We start from the raw sequence: 20,386 nt of genomic DNA on the forward strand, positions 1-20,386 counted from the left end.
CATGATAAAACGCGCCCGGTTTGACCCGGGCGCGTTAGCGGCCATCGTTGACGACGGGCAACCGTGCGACGGCGCGAGGCGAAACCCTCGCCGCCGCGTGCGTATCGTCAGGTACGACGATAGATCTCGGCGCCGTTCTTGACGAACTCCACGGCCTTGACTTCCATGCCCTGCTTGAGCGCCGCTTCGTCGGAAATGCCTTGCTTGGCGGCGTAATCGCGCACGTCCTGCGTGATCTTCATCGAGCAGAAGTGCGGTCCGCACATCGAGCAGAAGTGGGCAACCTTGGCGGAGTCCTTCGGCAGCGTTTCGTCGTGGAATTCGCGCGCCTTGTCCGGATCGAGACCCAGATTGAACTGGTCTTCCCAACGGAACTCGAAACGCGCCTTCGACAACGCATTGTCGCGAATCTGCGCGCCGGGGTGGCCCTTGGCGAGATCGGCGGCGTGCGCGGCGAGCTTGTACGTGATGATGCCTTCCTTCACGTCGTCCTTGTTCGGCAAACCGAGGTGTTCCTTCGGCGTGACGTAGCACAGCATGGCGGTGCCGTACCAGCCGATGGTCGCCGCCCCGATGCCCGACGTAATGTGGTCGTAGCCGGGGGCGATGTCCGTCGTCAGCGGTCCGAGCGTGTAGAACGGGGCTTCGTCGCAGTACTCGAGCTGGAGATCCATGTTCTCCTTGATGAGCTGCATCGGCACGTGGCCCGGGCCTTCGATCATCACCTGCACGTCGTGCTTCCACGCGATCTGTGTCAACTCACCCAGCGTCTTCAGCTCCGAGAGTTGTGCTTCGTCGTTGGCGTCATAGATCGAGCCCGGACGCAGGCCGTCGCCCAGCGAGAACGCGACGTCATAGGCCTTCATGATTTCGCAGATCTCTTCGAAGTGCGTGTACAGGAAGCTTTCCTTATGGTGCGCGAGGCACCACTTGGCCATGATCGAGCCGCCGCGGCTCACGATGCCAGTCATGCGGTTGGCGGTCATCGGTACGTACGCGAGGCGCACGCCGGCGTGAATCGTGAAGTAGTCGACGCCTTGCTCGGCCTGCTCGATGAGCGTGTCGCGGAACATTTCCCACGTCAGGTCTTCGGCCTTGCCATTCACCTTCTCGAGCGCCTGATAGATCGGCACCGTGCCGATGGGTACCGGGCTGTTGCGCAGGATCCATTCACGCGTCTCGTGGATGTGCTTGCCGGTCGACAGATCCATCACCGTGTCGCCGCCCCAGCGGATCGCCCACGTCATCTTGTCCACTTCCTCGCCGATCGACGAGGTCACGGCCGAGTTGCCGATGTTCGCGTTGATCTTCACGAGGAAGTTGCGGCCGATAATCATCGGCTCCGATTCCGGGTGGTTGATGTTGTTCGGGATGATGGCGCGACCGCGTGCGATTTCGCTGCGCACGAATTCCGGCGTGATTTCGGCGGGGAGGCTCGCGCCGAAATGCTGACCCGGATGCTGGCGCGAGAGCAGCTTGGCCAGACGCTCGCCCTGCGGGCCGGCGTTGCGCACGCTCTCGATGTATTCCTGACGGCGCAGGTTTTCGCGAATGGCGATGTATTCCATCTCGGGCGTGATGATGCCCTGACGCGCGTAGTGCATCTGCGTCACGTTCTTGCCGGCCTTGGCGCGGCGAGGCGTGCGATGCAGGCCCGGGAAACGCAGCTCGGCGGTGGCGTCGTCGGCGGCGCGCTCGCGGCCGTAGGCGGACGTCATGCCCGGCAGCGCTTCGGTGTCGCCGCGCTCCTCGATCCATGCCGCGCGCAGGGCGGGCAGGCCGGAGCGGATGTCGATTTGGGCGTCCGGATCGGTGTACGGACCGGAGGTGTCGTATACGAAGATCGGCGGATTCTTTTCACCGCCAAAGCTTGTCGGCGTGTCGGCTTGCGAGATTTCGCGCATCGGGACACGGAGGTCGGGGCGCGAGCCTTCGACGTAGATCTTGCGGGAATTCGGCAGCGGTGCGATCGCGGCTTCATCCACGCGCGCATTGGCTGAGAGGAACTTCGGATTGGCGTTCATGCAATGTCTCCTGGCGGGGCACGTGTTGACGCCGACAATTTCGGCGAAAAGCGGCTCAGGAGCATGAACGGGGGCGAGGAATTTCTACGCTCCCTGCGCTGGCATTATCCAGATCAGGTTCTAAGGGTATTTCTCACCCACAACTCACGTTGCAGGACCCCTGCGCTAGCTTTGCGGCAACAATACACTGACATGCCCGGCAAACACAAGCACGATACGTCCCGAAAAACGTGAACGGCCAATGCTGCGATGCGGCATAACACATGCGGGCGGACGCAAACGCTGGTTGGGCGGCGGCGTCAGGCGAGGGCGCGCGCGCTGACGTCGCCGAGCGTGCGCGCCAGTCGTAGTGCGATGTCACCGGCCGGCGCCTTGGGCACCGCATTCCCGGATGTGCGGCTTGGCTCACTTTGGCCTGACAATTTTCGCCGGTCTTGGCCCTTCCGGGGGCGACAAGAGCTGCGTATCGTCGAAGGCGTGGAGGCATGGCAAGCGTGACAACGGCATGCCACCGGTGGGTGAAGCCTATTCTGAACGGAATTGAACGGAACGGAGAATCGATTCATGCTACGACTGAACTACATCAAGGCCGCGCCGCGCCCCTACGAACAAATGAGCGTGCTGAGCCAGTATTTCCATGACTGCGGCCTGCCGGGCGGCCTGGTCGAGCTGGTTTGGCTGCGAGCCTCGCAACTCAACGGCTGCGCATTCTGCATCGACATGCACGTGGTCGACGCCCTGAAAACGGGCATCGAACCGCGCCGTCTGCATTTGCTCGACGCCTGGCGTGAAACCGAGCTGTACTCGCCGGCCGAGCGTGCGGCGCTGGCATGGACGGAAGCCGTCACCAACGTCCAGGACGGGCATGTGCCGGACCCCCTGTTCGCCGAGCTGCGTGCGCATTACGACGACAAGCAGATCGCCGATCTGACGTTCGCCGTCGCCACCATCAATGCGTGGAACCGTATGGCGATCGCGTTTCGCGCGCCGCTGCCCAAGACGCCGCACGGCGTGCGGTGAGGGCAGGCCCGGCGCCACGTACGTCCTGACGCCATCGCTACTGCGCCAGGCGCACTTCGCGCTGAAACTCGCGCGGCATCAGCCGTAACGCGTCGCGGAAGAACCGCCGGTCGGGCGGGGGCAGGAGTGGCAGCACGCGGCCCAGCGACTGGGCGGCATGCACCGCCTGCGGCGAGTCGCCGTCCTGGTGCAGCGCGAACCACAACATCTCGAACCACAAGTTGGCCAGCTGCAACGGCTCGAAGCAGACGCGTCCCTCTTCATGGTCGGCGAGCGTCGTCGCCAGGACATCGGTCCAGCGCTGGAAACCCTTCGCCCGCGAGAAGGGCGCGCCGAATGGCTGCACGGCGTCGAGAAAGGCGTCGACAGTCAACGGCGTGCTCGCGCGCAGCGTCGCCAGATCGGGGTCGCGCCGCGCCGGCACGGCACCGCGCGCAATGCGTAACAGGAAGACTGTGTTCCAGACGGAATTGCCACCGACACCGAACCGGTCGCAGATCCACTCCGAGAGTCCGATCCAGCGCAGCGCCTGCCGCTGAACGTCCGTGGCGGCGAGCCGTCGGCCGGGATCGATGAGCGCGCCTTGCCAAAACAGCCACAACGACAGCCCGATGTTGGCCGCGACATGCTGCGCGAGTTCAATGGAGTCGGCTTCGAACGCGGCTTGCAGGGCGTCGGAAAAGGCGGCCAGCGCGTTCGCCGCCGACTGCTCCCGCGCGGGCATCGGGCCGCCGCGCGCGGCGTGCGACTTGTGCAGCAACGCCTGCAGGTTGCGGCTCTCGAAGCGAATGCGCGGGTTATAGACGAGACAGGGGGCGAGCGAGGCATCGTCGGCGATGCGTTGCAGGTGGGCGAACGCGCCGGCCTCGTCGCGTGACCCGTAGGCTTGCCAAGCCTGCACGATCCAGTGCATGGCGCGCAACGTGGGCGAGCCCGGCGGGTTCGCGCCAAAGGTCGCGGCGAGCGTTGCCAGCGTTCGATTCGTGCGTGCCGCGTCGCCCATGCGACGCCAGGCGATCGTCTCGGCAAGCAGGGCGATGCCGCGTTGCACGTCGTCCACGGCACACACCTGCGCTGCATGAAACGATGGAATCGCGCCGGTGCGCGGCTGGCGGCGTACCTCGCTCTGCGATGGCGCTTGGGGCGGCGCGAAGAACACGCCATCCTGCATATCGCGCTTGCCCAGCGTCAGGTGATGCCAGAACGCAATGTCCTGCATGACGTAATCGAGCGCCGGCGATGGGGTATCCGACGCCGCATCCTGTGCAAGCCCGAGAAACGAGGCGATCGCGCGACGCGGGTCGGCGGGCGTCGAGTCCTCGATCGTCACGGCGATGCGCGACATCTCATCGCGGGCGAGCCAGAATGGCCCTTTGCCCCGTCCGCGCGTCGGCAGCAGACGCGCATCGGCGAGTACATCGTCGCCCCAGCCCACGGCAACGCCCCAACGTGCAAAGTCGGAGAACGCGCGGCTGACCAGCATACGCAGATCGCCCGCCGCGCCGGCTTGACTGAACCGGATCTTCAACGAGGCAAGCGAGACCGACGACATCTCGTAATGCGCCGCATAGTAGACCCGCATCAACAACCAGAGGCTCTGATATCGCACCGGTTGGCCGTCGATGTGCTGGGGGGCGTCGAGGCGGACGACGAGCGTAGGTGCGCCCGTGGCGGAGGCCGACGTGACGGGCGTTGTGCTGCGCGAGGGAGGGGTGTCGGACATGGCGTCGAGGCGAGTCGAGTGGCGTCGGGCCACGGACGACGGCCGCACACGCGACGGAATCTACGAATGGGGTGCACCGATGATACGGCGGTTACGACGGTTACGGTAGCGTTGCTTTGTGCCTGCCGAAACGCAGACTATGCTGCAAACGCTCCCGGAAGCGGGCGCCTGGCCGGCGCCACCGACGTTCTTCCTGCCACCCCGATGGCACGAATTTAAATCAGGATAACGAAATGAAAATGAAGATCTCTCGCTGGGGACGCGGTGTTGTTGCCCTACCGGCGGCTGCGGCTGCGGCTGCCGCACTCGTCTCGGCGACTTTGTTCACCCCGCCGGCACAGGCAGAGGAAACCAAGGCATCGACGCAGGCGGCACCGGTGCGCATTATCGAGCGTGCCGACTGGGGCGAACGTTTCGCGGCGGAAGGGGTGAAGGGCACGATCATCGTGCTCGACGGTCACACGCGAACGTATCAGGCGTTCGATACCGCGCGTGCCGAGCGACGGGTATCGCCCGCATCAACTTACAAGGTCTTCAACAGTCTGCTCGCGCTGGAGTCGGGCGCGCTCGAGAACGAGCGCGAGATCATTCCCTGGGATGGCAAGCCGCGTCAGGTGAAGGCCTGGAATGCCGCGATGGATCTGCGCAGTGCGTTCCGGGTGTCGTGTCTGCCGTGCTATCAGGTCGTCTCGCACAAGATCGCGCGTGAATACGCGCAGGCAATGCTGGACGAAACCGGTTACGGCAATCGCACCATCGGCCGCGCCGCCGACGCCTACTGGGTCGACGACAGCCTGCGGATCTCGGCCCGCGAACAGGTCGACTTCTTGCAACGGCTCGCACGCGGCACACTGCCGTTTTCGGCGCACACGCAGGACATCGTGCGTCAGATCTCGATTGTCGAAGCCACGCCGGACTATGTGCTGCACGCCAAGACGGGCTGGTTCGACGAGAAGACGCCCAATATCGGCTGGTGGGTCGGCTGGATCGAGCGCGAAGGCAATATCACGAGCGTGGCGCTGCACATCGATATGGCGGGGGCCGCGGATGCGCCGAAGCGCGCGCGCATCGTGCGGGCCGTGTTGCAGGATCTGAAGCTGATCTGAGGACGGCGGGCGCCGTGGTAAGCCTCGCGCGGTGCGTAAGCCAACCGGCGGCGCGCCGCTCGACGAAAGCGGGCTACAGCGCGCGTCCGTGCTTAAGTGCGGACGCGATTTCCGCCACGTGACGGCCTTGCGTCCTCGCGATCTTCAACTCGTTCTCGCTGGGTTTGCGAGACCCATCGGCCGCGGCGAGCGTGGTCGCCCCGTAAGGCGTGCCGCCGGTGATTTCGCCCATGTTGGTGAGGCCAGGCTCGGTGTAGGGCACGCCGACGATGACCATGCCGTGGTGGAGCAGCGTGGTGTGAAAGCTCGTGATCGTCGTTTCCTGTCCGCCATGCTGCGTGCCTGTGCTGGCGAACACGCTGCCGACCTTGCCGACGAGCGCGCCCTTGGCCCATAGGCCACCGGTCTGATCCAGGAAGTTGCGCATCTGTGCGGTCATGTTGCCGAAGCGGGTCGGGGTGCCGAACAGGATCGCGTCGTAGTCGGCCAGTTGGTCGACGCGGGCGACGGGCACGTTCGCGAAGGCGGCGCGCGCCGCTTTCGCGCCGCTCTTTTCGAGCACTTCGTCGGGTACCAGCTCAGGGACTTGCATGACGGTGACATCGGTGCCGGCGACGCTGCGTGCGCCGTCGGCGACAGCTTCGGCCATCGTGTGGATATGCCCGAACATGCTGTAGAACACCACCAGGATCTTGGCGTTGGCCATGTGAATCTCCTTAGGGGTCGAGAGAGGCCGGCGTCACGGGCAATTCGCCGCGCGAGGCGAGCCGTTCCATGATAGTCGACGCTCGGGACGAAACACCGAATTCGTTGGGGGCCAGCCGCGCTTAACGCAGGCGCGCACCGATGAGGCAACCGAGCGCGAGTGCCGCGATGAGCACGGTCACGCTCGCCGATACCCCGCCCGCCAGCGCGAGCCCAGTGGCCGCCATGCCATGCGCCATGACTGCGGCCGGCACGAGCAACATGGCGCTCACGACACACCAACGCATCACATATCGCCACATGAAGCGACTGATGACATGCATGCGCGCGTCGAGTTGATGCCGTTGCCAGAATGACAGATCGGCCGCCGCGTGGAAGAGCCACAGCGGACTGAAGTATTTGATGAACAAGTCCATGACGCCATACCGGAAACATAATGCCCGCAGGGCGCGGGCATGTCGTCGAGGCACGATGGCGGGGCAAACGCCCGATGGCACAGTCATGCGCTTTGTAGGAGTCGACGCTCGATAATTGTAGCAGGCACTCACTTACATAGTGGTGCTGGCGTGCGGTGGGACAAGAGAAAATTTCACCGAAGTTCGCGCAATTCTGCTCGAAATTTCGACATCATGTCGCATCTCCCATCATGTCAGGGTCAGGTTGGGCTGTCGTGTGCCTCCCCACGTTTTCCCGGCGGGGCAGTCAGCGCGTGCGACGTCTTGGCCGTGATTTCCTGGATCAATGCCCAGACCGACTGTGCGGCGGGCGAGAGCGTGCGGTTCTTGCGGCGCACGAGCATGATGGTGCGGTCGAGTTGCGGCACGAGCGGCAGGGCGACAAGGCGGTCCCCATGCGCCGGTAGTCCCGGCATCGCGGGAAGTGCCAGAGCCGGCATGATGCTGATGCCGATGCCCGCTTCGATCATTCGGAAGACCGTGATCGCATGCCCGACTTCCTGCGCCACCTGGCAATAGGCGCCATGTTCGGCCAACGCCCGGTCGATCAGCGGTCGGCTACCCGACGCGTAGTCGAGCAGTACGAGCTTTTCGCCGTTGAGTTCCTCCCACGTCACCTGTGTCTGTGTCGCAAAACGATGTGAGCGGTCGCACACGACGAGAAACGGTTCCACCATGATGGGCTCGCCGACCAGATCCTCGGTTCCTTCCGACGCGACGATGACGCCGAAATCCACTTCACCGTGTCGCACGCTGTCGCTCGCGAGCGTCTGCACCTGATCGCGCAGCAAGAGCGTGATGTCCGGGTAGCGGGCCGCACAGGCGGAGATGCATTCGGGCATCAGATTGGCGGAAATCGTGGGCGCGCTGGCGACACGTACCCGGCCTCGCCGCTCTTCGGCCAAACCATGGGTGTCGCGCAGGGCACTCTCCAGCTCGTCGAGCACCCGGGCGAGCGTTGCCGAGAGGCTAGCGCCCACTTCGGTCAGGGTGACCTCCCGCGTGGTCCGGTCCACCAACTTGAGTCCGAGTTCTTGCTCCAATTCACGGATACATCGGCTGACGGCAGGCTGGGTCAGGCCGATGTCCTCGCCGGCACGGCTGAAACTCCCGTGGTTGGCCACTGCGAGGAACACTTTGAGCTGGCGCAGCGAAATATTCATGCGTGTTTGGTATGAATAATTTTTTTAAATGAATTTGTATTTTAACTGCCCTTGCGCTCTAATACGTAAAAACCCGTATCGCGAGCGCACACTTCCGGTCATCCTCGATCGTTTGTCGATCGGCTGACCGACGATCGCTGGCGGCCGCCGCGCCGTCGCGTCCTGTGTGCTGGCGGACGGGCTTTGTCTTTTCCGACGGATTCGAGATCGACGATGGCCAGACCGCGTTACCTTCCCGACAATTTCACGCTGATGCTTGTGGCGACTGTCGCGCTTGCCAGCTTCCTGCCAGCGCACGGCGAAGGGCGAGTCGCTTTCAACCTGCTCACCAACGTGGCGATTGCCGCCCTGTTCTTCCTGCACGGCGCCAAGCTCTCGCGCGAGGCGGTGCTCGCCGGTGCGACGCACTGGCGTCTGCACCTGCTGGTGTTCGCCAGCACGTTCGCCGTCTTCCCGATCGTCGGCCTGGCGCTCAAGCCGATGCTCTCGTGGATGGTGACGCCGGATCTGTATCTGGGCATCCTCTTTCTGTGTACGCTGCCGGCAACGGTGCAGTCCGCCATCGCATTCACCTCGATCGCCCGGGGCAATGTACCGGCGGCGGTGTGCAGCGCGTCGGCGTCGAGCCTGTTCGGTATATTCATCACGCCAGTGCTCGTCGGCCTGGTGGTCATCCATCACAACGGTGCGAACGGCGCGTCGCCGTTCGCCTCCATCGGCAATATCATGTTGCAACTGCTCGCGCCATTCATCGCGGGGCAAGTGTCGCGCAAGGCCATCGGCAAGTGGGTCGAGCGCAATCGCGGATTGCTCAAGATCGTCGATCAGGGCTCGATTCTGCTGGTGGTCTACACGGCGTTCAGCGAAGCGGTGAACACGGGCTTGTGGCACCAGGTTTCGCCGCTGGCGTTGCTCGGCCTGCTGGGTTGCTGCGCGGTGATTCTGGCGATCATGCTCGCCTTCACCACCTATTCCGCCCGCTGGCTCGGGTTCTCCCGCGAGGACGAGATCACTATTGTCTTCTGCGGATCGAAGAAGAGCCTTGCGAGCGGTATTCCGATGGCAAAGGTGCTGTTTGCGACCGGGCCGCTCGGCGCCATCGTGTTGCCGCTGATGCTGTTTCACCAGATGCAGCTGATGGTGTGCGCCGTACTCGCGCAGCGCTACGCCAATCGCCAGCGCGCGGCCCAGGCGGGCAGGACGATCAAGGCGGGCGCGGCGAAGCCGGCCTTGCGTGACGGCAAGCCCGACAATAGCGCCAACGCCGGCGCGGGCCGCTGAGCGCGGAATCCGGGCAGAACACAGCCCGTCAACGGCGACTGTCACACGTTGGTCGTGCGCAAGTGCTAGAATTGCGCTTGTTTTGCTTCTTCATGACCTCCCTGGTCCGGCGGCGCCCGACGCATCTGTCCCTCGACAGGCCCCTCTCGCGCCAGCCCCGAGCATGGCGCCCAGCGCCCCTTGAATCTTCGCGAGTGAGCTTTGATGCGGAATCCTTCCGCGTGGCGGCCCCCGTTTTTTAAAAGAGATGTCCCTCCACCATGGCTGATGTAAATGCTGTTCCGACCCCCGGCTTCGATAGCTTTGGGCTGCATGCGGACATCTTGCGGGCCATCGCCGAGCAGGGCTACACCCAGCCGACGCCGATCCAGGCGCAGGCCATCCCGGTGGTGCTGTCCGGACGTGACGTCATGGGCGCCGCGCAAACGGGAACGGGCAAGACCGCCAGCTTTTCGCTGCCGATCATCCAGCGCTTGCTGCCCGAAGCCAACACGAGTGCATCGCCTGCCCGTCACCCGGTGCGTGCGCTGATTCTTACGCCGACGCGCGAACTTGCCGATCAGGTTGCCGAGAACGTGCGCGCCTACGCGGGGCACACGCCGTTGCGCAATACGGTGGTGTTCGGCGGCGTCGACATGAATCCGCAGAAGGATGCGTTGCGACGCGGCGTTGAGATACTGATCGCCACGCCAGGTCGCTTGCTCGATCACGTCGAACAAAAGACGGTGAATCTGAGCCAGGTGAAGATGCTCGTGCTCGACGAGGCCGACCGCATGCTGGACATGGGCTTCCTGCCTGACCTTCAGCGCATTCTGAATTTGCTGCCGAAGCAGCGCCAGACGCTTCTGTTTTCGGCCACGTTCTCGAACGAGATCAAAAAACTCGCGTCGAGCTATCTCACGAATCCGCTCACGATCGAAGTCGCCCGCCGCAATGCCACGGCCGACAATGTCGAGCAGGTTGTCTATCAAGTGGATGAAGACGACAAGCGCGCCGCCGTGGTGCAGATTCTGAAGGAGCGCGATCTCAAGCAGGTCATCGTGTTCGTCAACAGCAAGGTCGGTGCGAGCCGACTGGCGCGCCAGTTGGAGCGCGAGGGCATCGTAACGGCCGCGATTCACGGCGACAAGTCGCAGAACGAGCGTATGCAAGCGCTCGAAGCGTTCAAGCAAGGCGGTATTCAGGCGCTTGTGGCCACCGACGTTGCAGCGCGCGGGCTGGACATCTCGGATCTGCCGGGCGTGATCAACTACGATCTGCCGTACAACCCGGAAGACTATGTGCACCGTATCGGTCGCACGGGCCGCGCGGGTGCGTCGGGTGAGGCAATCTCGCTGTGCGCCCCCGACGAACGCAAGCAAATCGTGGAAATCGAAAAGCTGATCAAGCACGAACTCAAGCGTGGAGAGTTGGTGCTGGAGCGTCGTAGCCGGTCGCGCGACGACCGCAGCGAGCGCGTTGTTGACCGCGGCGATCGCGGTGACCGTAGTGAGCGCGGTGAGCGTAGTGACCGTAGCGAGCGCCACAGTCGCCACGACGGCCTGCGGGCCAGCCGTAGCGGCGGCAGTGCCGCACCGCGCCGTGTTCGTCCGGAAGACGAGTTCTTCTACAAGCCGTACGAGCCGTCGCCGTCGGCGAGTGAGCCGCAGCATGATGCTCGTTCGTCGCAGGAGTCCGCTGTGCCGACGTCGTTTGGTGGGTTGCCTGACAAGGCGCCGAAGCGTCAGGTGGCGGCGTTGCTTGCCGGCTTCCCGCGCAAGGCGAGCCACTGAGTCGATGATGGATGGCGGCGCGCATTGAAGATGCGTGTTGAAGTTGAAAAGCCAGCGTAGTTGCGCTGGCTTTTTTCATGTTGGGGAACGGTAACGAAGGCAGGTGCGGGCTTCATTGCCTGTGCTGAGCCCGCCAAGCCTGTATCGCTGCGGCGTAGAAGTCTTCACGATGGGAGACGTGGGTGAGCGTCGCCGGTAATCCGAGATGTGCCGCGGCGTCCTTGAGCGCGCAGAGCGTCGCGTTTGCCGTGTCGAGGGCAAGCGGGGCCGCGCCATTCTGTTTGCTCAGCTTTTCGCCGTCGTCGGCCATGACCAACGGTACGTGCAGATAGCGTGGCGTGGGGGCATCGAGACACGCCTGCAGATAGATCTGGCGCGCCGTCGAATCCAGCAAATCCGCGCCGCGCACGATATCGGTCATGCCTTGTGTCTGATCGTCGACGACCACGGCCAACTGATAGGCCCATTGGCCGTCGGCACGTTTGAGCACGAAGTCGCCGACCTCGGTCGCCAGATCCTGCGTCTGCGGGCCCATCCAGCGATCCTCGAAACGGATGCGAGCGGCCTCGCCGTCCGGGACTCGCAAGCGCCAGGCGCGAGGTGTTTTGCCGTGAAGGCCGTGGCGGCACGTGCCCGGATACGCGAGCGTGCGGTGGCGCGCGTGCACGCGGGTGAGCGAATCGGCGATTTCGCGTCGCGTGCAGCCACAGGGGTAAACGAGGCCGCGCGCGATGAGCGAGGCGAGCGCCTGTTCATACTGCGCGTGTCGCTGACTTTGCCAGACGACCGGCTCGTCCGAATGCAGGCCCAGACGCGTCAGCGTCGCGAGAATGGCGTCGGCCGCCCCCGGCTCACACCGCGGTTCGTCAAGATCTTCCATACGGACGATCCAGACGCCGTCGTGCGCGCGGGCATCAAGCCAACTGGCCAGGGCGGTGACGAGCGAGCCACGGTGCAGCGGCCCAGTCGGGGAGGGCGCGAAGCGGCCCCGGTAACGCGTACCCCGGTAGCACGCATCAGGGCTGGCGGGCGGCGCGGCGTCGTGCGGGCGGGCGTGAGCCACCGGCGCGCTCAAGCAGACGGGGCAGATGGCGCTGACGGGGCGGCAGTGATGGCCTTCTCAAGCGTGTTGGCCGCCGTGCGGCTGCCCACACACGCAGGACAATGCTCGCCTTCGACGTAAGCCGGGCTGCGCTGATCCTCGGCGGTGACCACGGCGCGACAGGCGAAGCACTGCTGGGTCGTCGACGGCGTGAGGTCTGGCGTGAGCGCCGTACGGTAATCGAACACGAAGCAGTCGCCTTGATAGTGCGCGCCGCCAACGTCCTCGAAGTATTTGAGAATGCCGCCGTCGAGCTGATACGTATGCTCGAGGCCGATGTCGCGCATGTAGATCGCGGCCTTTTCGCACCGAATGCCACCGGTGCAGAACGACACGATGGTCTTGCCTTCGAAGTCATCGCGGTGAGCGGCAACGACGTCGGGGAATTCCGAGAATTTGGTCAGACGATAGTCGACGGCGTTGTCGAACGTACCGACATCGACTTCGAAGTCGTTGCGCGTGTCGAGCATTACCACCGGGCGGCCTTCATCGTCCTGGCCGGCGTCGAGCCAGCGCTTGAGCGTGACCGGATCGATGCCGGGCGCCCGGCCGTCCGCCGGCTTGATGACCGGCATTTTCATCGTGATGATCTCTTTCTTCGGGCGCACCAGCATCCGGCGGAACGGCTGCGCCTCGGAGAGACTTTCCTTGACGGCCAGATCGGCGAACCGGGCGTCGGCGCGCAGTTCGGCGAGGAAGGCGTCGACGGCTTCGCGCGAGCCGGCCAGAAACAGGTTGATGCCCTCCGGCGCGAGCAGGATGGTGCCCTTCAGGTCGAGCGCCTGGCAGCGTGCCTGCAGGGCGGGACGGAGGGTCGCGATGTCGTCGAGCGTGACGAACTTGTACGCAGCGATGTTGACGATAGACATGGCAACGGGATTTCGCAAAAGCGTGAAGCAATAAAGCGCCATTATCGCCGATTCGGCGCGAACGCACTTTGATTTCACCCCGGATTTCGCCGAATCGGACAGCATCCCGGTCACGGCGGGGAGGAATTCCGAGTGCCCGCCCGGTCTCATCCGAAAAGCGCGCCAAAGTGGGACGTTTCGCGACGCGGGGCGCTGTATCCGGGGGCGGCGCGTTACAATACGGCCCATGTCAGAACCTCGCTTCGTCCACCTCCGTCTCCATTCCGAATACTCGATCGCCGATGGCATCGTGCGGCTCGACGACGTCGTCAAGGCCGCCGCCAAGGATGGTCAGGGCGCGCTCGCGCTGACCGACCTCGCGAACATGTTCGGCGCCATCCGTTTTTACAAGGAAGCCCGCGGCAAGGGCGTCAAGCCGATCATTGGCTGCGATGCCTGGATCACGAATCCGGTCGACCGCGACAAGCCGTCGCGGCTGTTGCTGCTCGCACGCGACAGAGAGGGCTATCTGAACCTGTGCCAGTTGCTCTCCAAGGCGTGGCTCGGCAACCAGTGGCGCGGGCGGGCGGAGATCGAATCGTCATGGCTCCAGGCCGACGGTCTGGCGCGCGGTCTGCTGGCACTCTCCGGGGCCCAGATGGGCGATGTCGGTGCGGCGCTGGCGGCCGGCAACCCCGAGCAGGCGCTGCAATGCGCGCAGCACTGGGCGAGCGTTTTCCCCGGGGCGTTTTATATCGAGTTGCAGCGCACCGGCCAGGCGGGCATGGAGATGTACGTGCAGCAGGCGGTGCAGCTGGCGGCGAAAGCGGGCCTGCCGGTCGTTGCCACGCATCCGATTCAGTTCATGACGTCGGACGACTTCACCGCGCACGAGGCGCGCGTGTGTATTTCCGAAGGCGAGATGCTGGGCAACGCGCGCCGTGTGCGGCGGTTCACGCAGGATCAGAGTTTCCGCACGCAGGACGACATGATCGCCGCGTTTGAAGACGTGCCCTCTGCAGTGGCGAATACCGTCGAGATTGCCAAGCGCTGCAACGTGACACTCGAGCTCGGCAAGCCGAAGCTGCCGCTGTTCCCCACGCCGGACGGCATGTCGCTCGACGACTATCTCGTGCACCTGTCCAAGGAAGGGCTGGAGACGCGTCTCGCCCAACTGTTCCCCGACGAGGCCGAGCGCGACGCGCAGCGTCCCGAGTATTACAAGCGGCTCGACTTCGAGACCGGCACGATCATCAAGATGGGCTTCCCCGGCTACTTCCTGATCGTGGCGGACTTTATCCAGTGGGCGAAGAACAATGGTGTCCCGGTAGGGCCGGGGCGCGGGTCGGGGGCGGGTTCGCTCGTGGCTTATGCGCTGGGCATCACCGACCTCGACCCGCTCAAGTACAACCTGCTGTTCGAGCGCTTCCTGAATCCGGAACGCGTTTCGATGCCCGACTTCGACATCGACTTCTGTCAGGACGGGCGCGATCGCGTCATTCAGTATGTGAAGGACAAATACGGCGCCGACGCCGTCTCGCAGATCGCAACGTTCGGCTCGATGGCCGCGAAGGCGGCGGTGCGCGACGTTGGCCGCGTGCTCGATCTGGGCTACAACTTCGTCGACGGTATCTCCAAGCTGATTCCGTTCAAGCCGGGCAAGCACGTCACCATCGACGACGCGCTCAAAGAAGAGCCGCAACTTGCCGAGCGCTTCCAGACCGAGGACGAAGTCAAGCAGTTGATCGAGCTGGCGCAGCGCGTTGAAGGCCTCACGCGTAACGTCGGCATGCACGCGGGCGGCGTGTTGATCGCACCGGGCAAGCTGACGGATTTCTGTCCCCTGTACACGCAGGGCAGCGGCGAAGATGCCAGCGGCGTGGTGAGCCAGTACGACAAGGACGACGTGGAAGCCGTCGGCTTGGTGAAGTTCGACTTTTTGGGTCTGACCACGCTGACGATCCTGAATTGGGCCGAGCGCTACATCAAGCGGCTGCATCCGGAGATGGCGGACTGGTCGCTCGACCAGGTTTCGCTCACAGATCCGGCCGCCTTCAGCATCCTGAAGAAAGCCAATACGGTGGCGGTGTTCCAGCTGGAAAGCCGCGGCATGCAGGGCATGTTGAAGGACGCCCAGCCGGACCGGTTCGAGGACATTATCGCGCTGGTGGCGTTGTATCGTCCGGGCCCGATGGACCTGATCCCGAGCTTCTGCGCCCGTAAGCACGGCCGCGAGAAGGTAGAGTACCCGGACCCGCGCGTCGAGCCGGTGCTCCAGGAGACCTACGGCATCATGGTCTACCAGGAGCAGGTGATGCAGATGGCGCAGATCATCGGCGGCTACTCGCTAGGTGGCGCCGATTTGTTGCGTCGCGCGATGGGCAAGAAGAAGGCTGAGGAGATGGCTCAGCACCGCGAGATTTTCGCGCAGGGTGCGGCGGCGAACGGCCTCACACGCGAAAAGTCGGACGAGATCTTCGACTTGATGGAGAAATTCGCGGGCTACGGTTTCAACAAGTCGCACGCCGCGGCGTACGCACTGCTGGCCTATTACACCGCGTGGCTGAAAGCACACCATCCCGCCGAATTCATGGCCGCCAATATGAGCTTGGCCATGGACGACACGGACAAGGTCAAGATTCTCTACGAAGACTGCCTGACCAGCGCCAATGGCCTGGGCGTGCTGCCCCCGGATGTGAACGTCTCCGCCTATCGATTCGAGCCGGCCGACGCGAAGACGGTGCGTTACGGCCTGGGCGCGATCAAGGGGAGCGGTCAGTCGGCCATCGAGGAAATTCTGCGGGCGCGCGAAGGGAAACCGTTCACCGATCTGTTTGACTTCTGCGCCCGCATCGATCGTCGTGTGGTGAACCGTCGCACGATCGAAGCGCTCATTCGTGCCGGTGCCTTCGACAGCATTCATGCCAATCGTGCGCAGTTGATGGCGTCGGTGCCGTTGGCGATGGAAGCCGCGGAGCAGGCGAGTGCGGCGGCCAATCAGGTCAGCCTGTTCGATCTTGGTGACGAAAGCCTGCAGGCGCCGCTCGAGCTGGCCGACGAGCCGGCCTGGACCGACAAGCGCAAGTTGCAGGAAGAGAAGCAGGCGCTCGGCTTCTATCTGTCGGGCCACATGTTCGATTCCTACGCCGAGGAAGTGCGGCGCTTCGTCCGGACCCGCATTCGAGACCTGACAGAGGGCCGCGACAGGCTGGTCGCCGGCGTGATTGCCAGCATGCGCACGATGATGACCCAGCGCGGCAAGATGCTGATCGTACAGCTCGACGACGGCACGGCAACGCTCGAAGTCACGATCTTCAACGAGCAGTTCGAAGCGAACAAGCACCTCTTCAAGGAAGACGAACTACTCATCGTGCAGGGCAACGCACGCCCGGACAGCTTCACCGGCGGCCTGCGCTTCACCGTGGAGAGCTTGATGGATCTCGGCCGTGCGCGGGCGCGTTTCGCGCGTGCGCTCAAGTTGTCGTTCAACGGCAATGCCGATTGGACGCGCCTGCGCGCCACGCTGCAACCGCACTGCACGATGTACCGCGTCGCGGCAATGGCAGGCGCGGGCGGCGGTTCCCGAGGGGGCGGCGGCGGCTTCAACGGCGGCGGAGGCGGCGGTGGCGGTGGCCGGAGCGGTGCCTTCGGACGTCGCAATGACGACGACAACGACAAGCAGAACGGCTTGCCGGTGCACATCGTGTATCGCCGTCCTGATGCCGAATGCGAGTCGCGACTGGGTGACGACTGGAAGGTCCAGCCGGGCGACGAATTGCTCGGCGAGCTTCGCCAGTGGCTCACGACCGATTCGGTGCAAATCATCTATTGAGGCAGGCGAGGCGGTGCGGCGTTGCATGACGCCGCGAGATGCCGTGCGTCTTTCGATACAACAAGGAAATCCGGATGTTCTCCATCATCGTTCCGACGTGGAACAATCTCGCCTTGCTGCAACTTTGCGTGCGCAGCATTCGCGAGAATTCGAGTCATCCGCATCAGATCATCGTCCACATCAACGACGGCTCAGACGGCTCGCTCGACTGGGTGCGGGCCGAGGGGATCGAGCATACGGCGTCGCCGGACAACATCGGTATCTGCTACGCCGTGAATCAGGCGGCAGCGCTTGCCCGTGAAAAGTACATCGTCTACCTGAACGACGACATGTATTGCTGCCCGGGCTGGGATCGTGCGCTGATCGAGCGTGCCGAAGCCATGCCCGACAAGGCCTTCATGCTCTCGGGCACTATGATCGAGCCGGTCGACACCGGCAATCCCTGCGTGCTTGTGCAGGACTTCGGCCGCGACGTCGATACGTTCGACGAGGCGGGGCTGCTCGCTGCCGTGCCGACCTACCGCAAGCCGGACTGGTTCGGCGCCACTTGGCCGCCGACGCTCGTGCACCGCGATTGGTGGTTTCTCGTCGGCGGTTACAGCACCGAGCTTAGCCCTGGCATGAGCAGCGACAATGACTTCTCGATGAAGATGTGGGCAGCGGGCGCACGCCGTTTCGTTGGCGTTGGCGCGAGCCTTGTGTACCACTTTCAGTGCAAGAGTACGGGCAAGGTGGTGAAGAACGACGGTCGCACGCAGTTTCTGCGCAAGTGGGGCATGACACAGTCCATTTTCGACCGCTATTACCTGCGCCGTGGCAAGCCGGTGCCGGCAGGTAACGACGGACGGCTGCCCGAGCCGGTCAATGACGGCAAGCTGCGCTGGGAATTGTTCCGCTCGCGTGTGAAGCGGGCGCTCGCCAAGTAATTGGGCCGAGGGTGCGTCAGGCGTCTGCGCGCCGCAGCAGCGCGTACTTCAGAAACGCGCTGCGGGCATTCATCCGCGCAATCGCGGCGCCCGTGGCGCCGTCGAGAAATCCTCTGCGCAGTAAATACGTGCGCACGAACGCCCATCCGCCATTGATCCAAGGTTTCAGCGGCGAGACGCGTTTGCCGCGCAACGCCATCTCCGTCGCCCCCGCGCGCGCATACCGCTGAACCTTGTCTTCGACCTGACGAACCTCGGTATAGCTGTAATGCAGCAGGTGATGCGCAAGGGTGCCGATCTCGCCGTCGACGATCACCCGCTCGTGCACGAGATTGTCGGAGAAGCGTCCGGCCTCGCGCCGAAACAGTCGCAACACGTAGTCCGGGTACCAGCCGCAATGCCGCACCCAGTGTCCGAGGAACTGCGACAGGCGAGGCATGCGGAAGCCCGCGTAGCCGCCGCGGTCACTGCTGGCAATCGCCGCCGCAATCTCGGCCGCCAGTTCTGGCGTGACGCGTTCATCGGCGTCGAGTGACAGCACCCAGGGCTGTGTCGCAAGCGACAGCGCGCGATTCTTCTGGGGGCCGAAGCCGGGCCAGTCGGCGGTGACGTGCACCTCGGCGCCTGCGGCGCGAGCGATGTCCGTCGTGCCGTCCGTGCTCGCGTTATCGAGCACGACGATCTGCGACGCCAACGACTGCACCGACGTGATGCAATCGGCAATGTTGTGACGCTCGTTGCGCGTGAGAATCGTTACCGTGAGCGGCAGACGCGGCGAACATTCGAGCGAGGTGGCAGGCGATGAAGCTTCAATCATGACAACTCACGAAATGGCGGCGTCCGATTGCCGGACCCGCGCGGTGATCAAGCGTTGGCAACGTCGTTGAGCAACTCGACAAGCGCTTCACCGTAGCGTTCGATCTTGGCTTCGCCGAGTCCGGTGATATCGGCCAACCCCTCGCGATGGCGGGGGCGACGCTGGGCGAGTTCGCGCAGTGTCCGGTCGTGCAGGATAACGTAGGCGGGCACCTGCTGCGTCTTGGCGATCTCCTGCCGCCAGGCCCGCAGCTTTTCGAACAGTTGCTGATCGGCAGTATCCAGCTCGATCGCCTGCGACGACGCATACCCGGCAAAACGGCTCTTCTTTCCGACGGAGGCCCGCTGGCGCCGCAACGACAGTGTCGTTTCCCCCTTGAGCACCGGGCGTGCCGCCGCGTTGAGCGTCAGCGCGCCGTATTGGCTGCTGTCGGGCTCGATGATGCCATGCGCGATCAACTGCCGGAACACCGCGCGCCAGCCTTGATCGTCGAGTTCACCGCCAACGCCGAACGTCGGCAGGGCTTCGTGCCCGAACTGACGAATCTTGTCGGTGCTGCGCCCGCGCAGCAGATCGACCAGATGCCCGGCGCCAAAACGCTGGCCCGTACGCAGTATGGCCGAGAGGGCCTTCTGGGCGGCGATGGTCCCGTCGAAGACTTCGGGCGGACTCAGGCAGACATCGCAGTTGCCGCACGGCGCGCTCGATTCGCCAAAATACGACAGCAGCACGGTGCGGCGGCAGCGCGGCGCTTCACAATAGCCGAGCAGGGCGTCGAGTTTCTGGCGTTCGATGCGCTTTTGCTGGTCGGGAGCGTTCGACTCGTCGATGCGGCTGCGATGCACCACGACGTCGTTCAGCCCATACGTCATCCAGGCTTCGGCGGGTTCGCCGTCGCGCCCCGCGCGCCCCGTCTCCTGATAGTAGGCTTCGAGGCTCTTGGGCAAATCCAGGTGGGCGACGAAACGCACGTCGGGCTTGTCGATGCCCATGCCGAAGGCAACCGTGGCCGACATCACCAGCCCTTCCTCGCGCAGGAAGCGCTGTTGGTGCGTGCGGCGCACGTCCGCGTCCAGCCCAGCGTGATAGGGCAGGGCCGGAATGCCCTGCGTCTCGAGCCAGGCGGCGGTTTCTTCCACCTTCTTGCGCGACAGGCAATAGACGATGCCCGCCTCGCCCCGGTGCCGCCCTAGAAACGCGAGCAACTGCTTGCGGGGATTGTCGCGATCGACGATCTCGTAGCGAATGTTCGGCCGGTCGAAGCTCGAGACGAACAACAGCGCCTCGGTCAGGCCAAGCCGCGTCTGGATGTCCTCGCGCGTCGCGGCGTCCGCCGTGGCGGTCAGCGCGATGCGCGGTACGCGCGGATAACGTTCGTGAAGTGCCGAGAGCTGAATGTATTCGGGACGGAAGTCATGCCCCCATTGCGAGACGCAATGCGCCTCGTCGATGGCGAACAGCGCCAGTTGCCCGCGCGCGTCGAGTCGGTCTAGCAGGTCGAGAAAACGATCGGTCAGCAAGCGCTCGGGCGCCACGTAGAGCAGATCGAGTTCGCCGCGGGCGGCGCGGTGCTCGGTATCGAGCGCTTCGTCGAAGCCGAGACTGGAGTTCA

14 protein-coding genes, 1 pseudogene and 1 riboswitch are annotated in these 20,386 nt (G+C 64.2%); of the genes and pseudogenes, 6 read left to right on the plus strand and 9 right to left on the minus strand.

The window, feature by feature from the left end; translation table 11 throughout:
• Positions 1 to 107: 107 nt before the first annotated feature.
• Complete coding sequence (gene thiC / locus A985_RS0107760) at positions 108 to 2,024, minus strand: phosphomethylpyrimidine synthase ThiC (protein WP_017232837.1); 1,917 nt, start codon at positions 2,022 to 2,024, stop codon at positions 108 to 110.
• A gap of 73 nt (positions 2,025 to 2,097) precedes the next feature.
• Positions 2,098 to 2,196, minus strand: a riboswitch (TPP riboswitch).
• Positions 2,197 to 2,588: 392 nt separating this feature from the next.
• Between thiC and A985_RS24605 the strand changes: the two genes are divergently transcribed.
• On the plus strand, positions 2,589 to 3,044 hold the full coding sequence (locus tag A985_RS24605) for a carboxymuconolactone decarboxylase family protein (protein ID WP_017232838.1): 456 nt from the start codon (positions 2,589 to 2,591) through the stop codon (positions 3,042 to 3,044).
• Between the two features lie 37 nt (positions 3,045 to 3,081).
• On the opposite strand, the gene A985_RS24610 is transcribed toward A985_RS24605, so the two are convergent.
• Positions 3,082 to 4,767: a hypothetical protein gene (locus A985_RS24610; protein WP_017232839.1), complete on the minus strand. Its 1,686-nt coding sequence runs from the start codon at positions 4,765 to 4,767 to the stop codon at positions 3,082 to 3,084.
• A gap of 233 nt (positions 4,768 to 5,000) precedes the next feature.
• Between A985_RS24610 and blaOXA the strand changes: the two genes are divergently transcribed.
• Entirely contained in the window at positions 5,001 to 5,873 is an 873-nt protein-coding gene (gene blaOXA / locus A985_RS24615) for a class D beta-lactamase (RefSeq protein ID WP_017232840.1), read from the plus strand.
• Positions 5,874 to 5,946: 73 nt separating this feature from the next.
• On the opposite strand, the gene wrbA is transcribed toward blaOXA, so the two are convergent.
• From wrbA to A985_RS0107795, 3 genes are all read right to left on the minus strand, one after another.
• A complete protein-coding gene (wrbA, locus tag A985_RS0107785) occupies positions 5,947 to 6,579 on the minus strand; it encodes an NAD(P)H:quinone oxidoreductase (protein WP_017232841.1) in 633 nt (210 codons plus the stop codon).
• A gap of 121 nt (positions 6,580 to 6,700) precedes the next feature.
• Positions 6,701 to 6,994 carry a hypothetical protein gene (locus A985_RS0107790; protein WP_017232842.1) on the minus strand — a complete coding sequence of 98 codons (294 nt, stop codon included), beginning with the start codon at positions 6,992 to 6,994 and terminating at the stop codon, positions 6,701 to 6,703.
• 239 nt (positions 6,995 to 7,233) lie between these two features.
• Positions 7,234 to 8,196: a LysR family transcriptional regulator gene (locus tag A985_RS0107795; protein ID WP_017232843.1), complete on the minus strand. Its 963-nt coding sequence runs from the start codon at positions 8,194 to 8,196 to the stop codon at positions 7,234 to 7,236.
• A 213-nt stretch (positions 8,197 to 8,409) separates the two neighbouring features.
• On the opposite strand from A985_RS0107795, the gene A985_RS0107800 reads away from it, so the two are divergent.
• Positions 8,410 to 9,477 carry a bile acid:sodium symporter family protein gene (locus A985_RS0107800; protein ID WP_017232844.1) on the plus strand — a complete coding sequence of 356 codons (1,068 nt, stop codon included), beginning with the start codon at positions 8,410 to 8,412 and terminating at the stop codon, positions 9,475 to 9,477.
• Positions 9,478 to 9,737: 260 nt separating this feature from the next.
• Entirely contained in the window at positions 9,738 to 11,249 is a 1,512-nt protein-coding gene (locus tag A985_RS0107805; protein ID WP_017232845.1) for a DEAD/DEAH box helicase, read from the plus strand.
• Between the two features lie 112 nt (positions 11,250 to 11,361).
• On the opposite strand, the pseudogene gluQRS reads toward A985_RS0107805, so the two are convergent.
• A pseudogene (gene gluQRS / locus A985_RS24620) lies at positions 11,362 to 12,243 on the minus strand (tRNA glutamyl-Q(34) synthetase GluQRS); the annotation flags it as partial.
• 77 nt (positions 12,244 to 12,320) lie between these two features.
• Complete coding sequence (locus A985_RS24625; protein ID WP_051060100.1) at positions 12,321 to 13,220, minus strand: sulfurtransferase; 900 nt, start codon at positions 13,218 to 13,220, stop codon at positions 12,321 to 12,323.
• 217 nt (positions 13,221 to 13,437) lie between these two features.
• On the opposite strand from A985_RS24625, the gene dnaE reads away from it, so the two are divergent.
• Both dnaE and A985_RS0107825 read left to right on the plus strand, forming a co-directional pair.
• The gene (gene dnaE / locus A985_RS0107820) at positions 13,438 to 17,031 is read left to right on the plus strand and encodes a DNA polymerase III subunit alpha (RefSeq protein WP_026131748.1); all 3,594 of its coding nucleotides are present in this window, start codon (positions 13,438 to 13,440) and stop codon (positions 17,029 to 17,031) included.
• 74 nt (positions 17,032 to 17,105) lie between these two features.
• Positions 17,106 to 17,957 carry a glycosyltransferase family 2 protein gene (locus A985_RS0107825; RefSeq protein ID WP_017232849.1) on the plus strand — a complete coding sequence of 284 codons (852 nt, stop codon included), beginning with the start codon at positions 17,106 to 17,108 and terminating at the stop codon, positions 17,955 to 17,957.
• Between the two features lie 16 nt (positions 17,958 to 17,973).
• Here the strand turns inward: A985_RS0107825 and A985_RS0107830 are convergent, their stop codons facing one another.
• Both A985_RS0107830 and recQ read right to left on the minus strand, forming a co-directional pair.
• The gene (locus tag A985_RS0107830; RefSeq protein WP_017232850.1) at positions 17,974 to 18,774 is read right to left on the minus strand and encodes a glycosyltransferase; all 801 of its coding nucleotides are present in this window, start codon (positions 18,772 to 18,774) and stop codon (positions 17,974 to 17,976) included.
• A 47-nt stretch (positions 18,775 to 18,821) separates the two neighbouring features.
• A partial coding sequence (recQ, locus tag A985_RS24630) for a DNA helicase RecQ (RefSeq protein WP_232424554.1) occupies positions 18,822 to 20,386 on the minus strand: 1,565 nt, incomplete at its 5' end.

Source organism: Pandoraea sp. B-6, from assembly GCF_000282835.1.
Lineage (GTDB): Bacteria > Pseudomonadota > Gammaproteobacteria > Burkholderiales > Burkholderiaceae > Pandoraea > Pandoraea cepalis.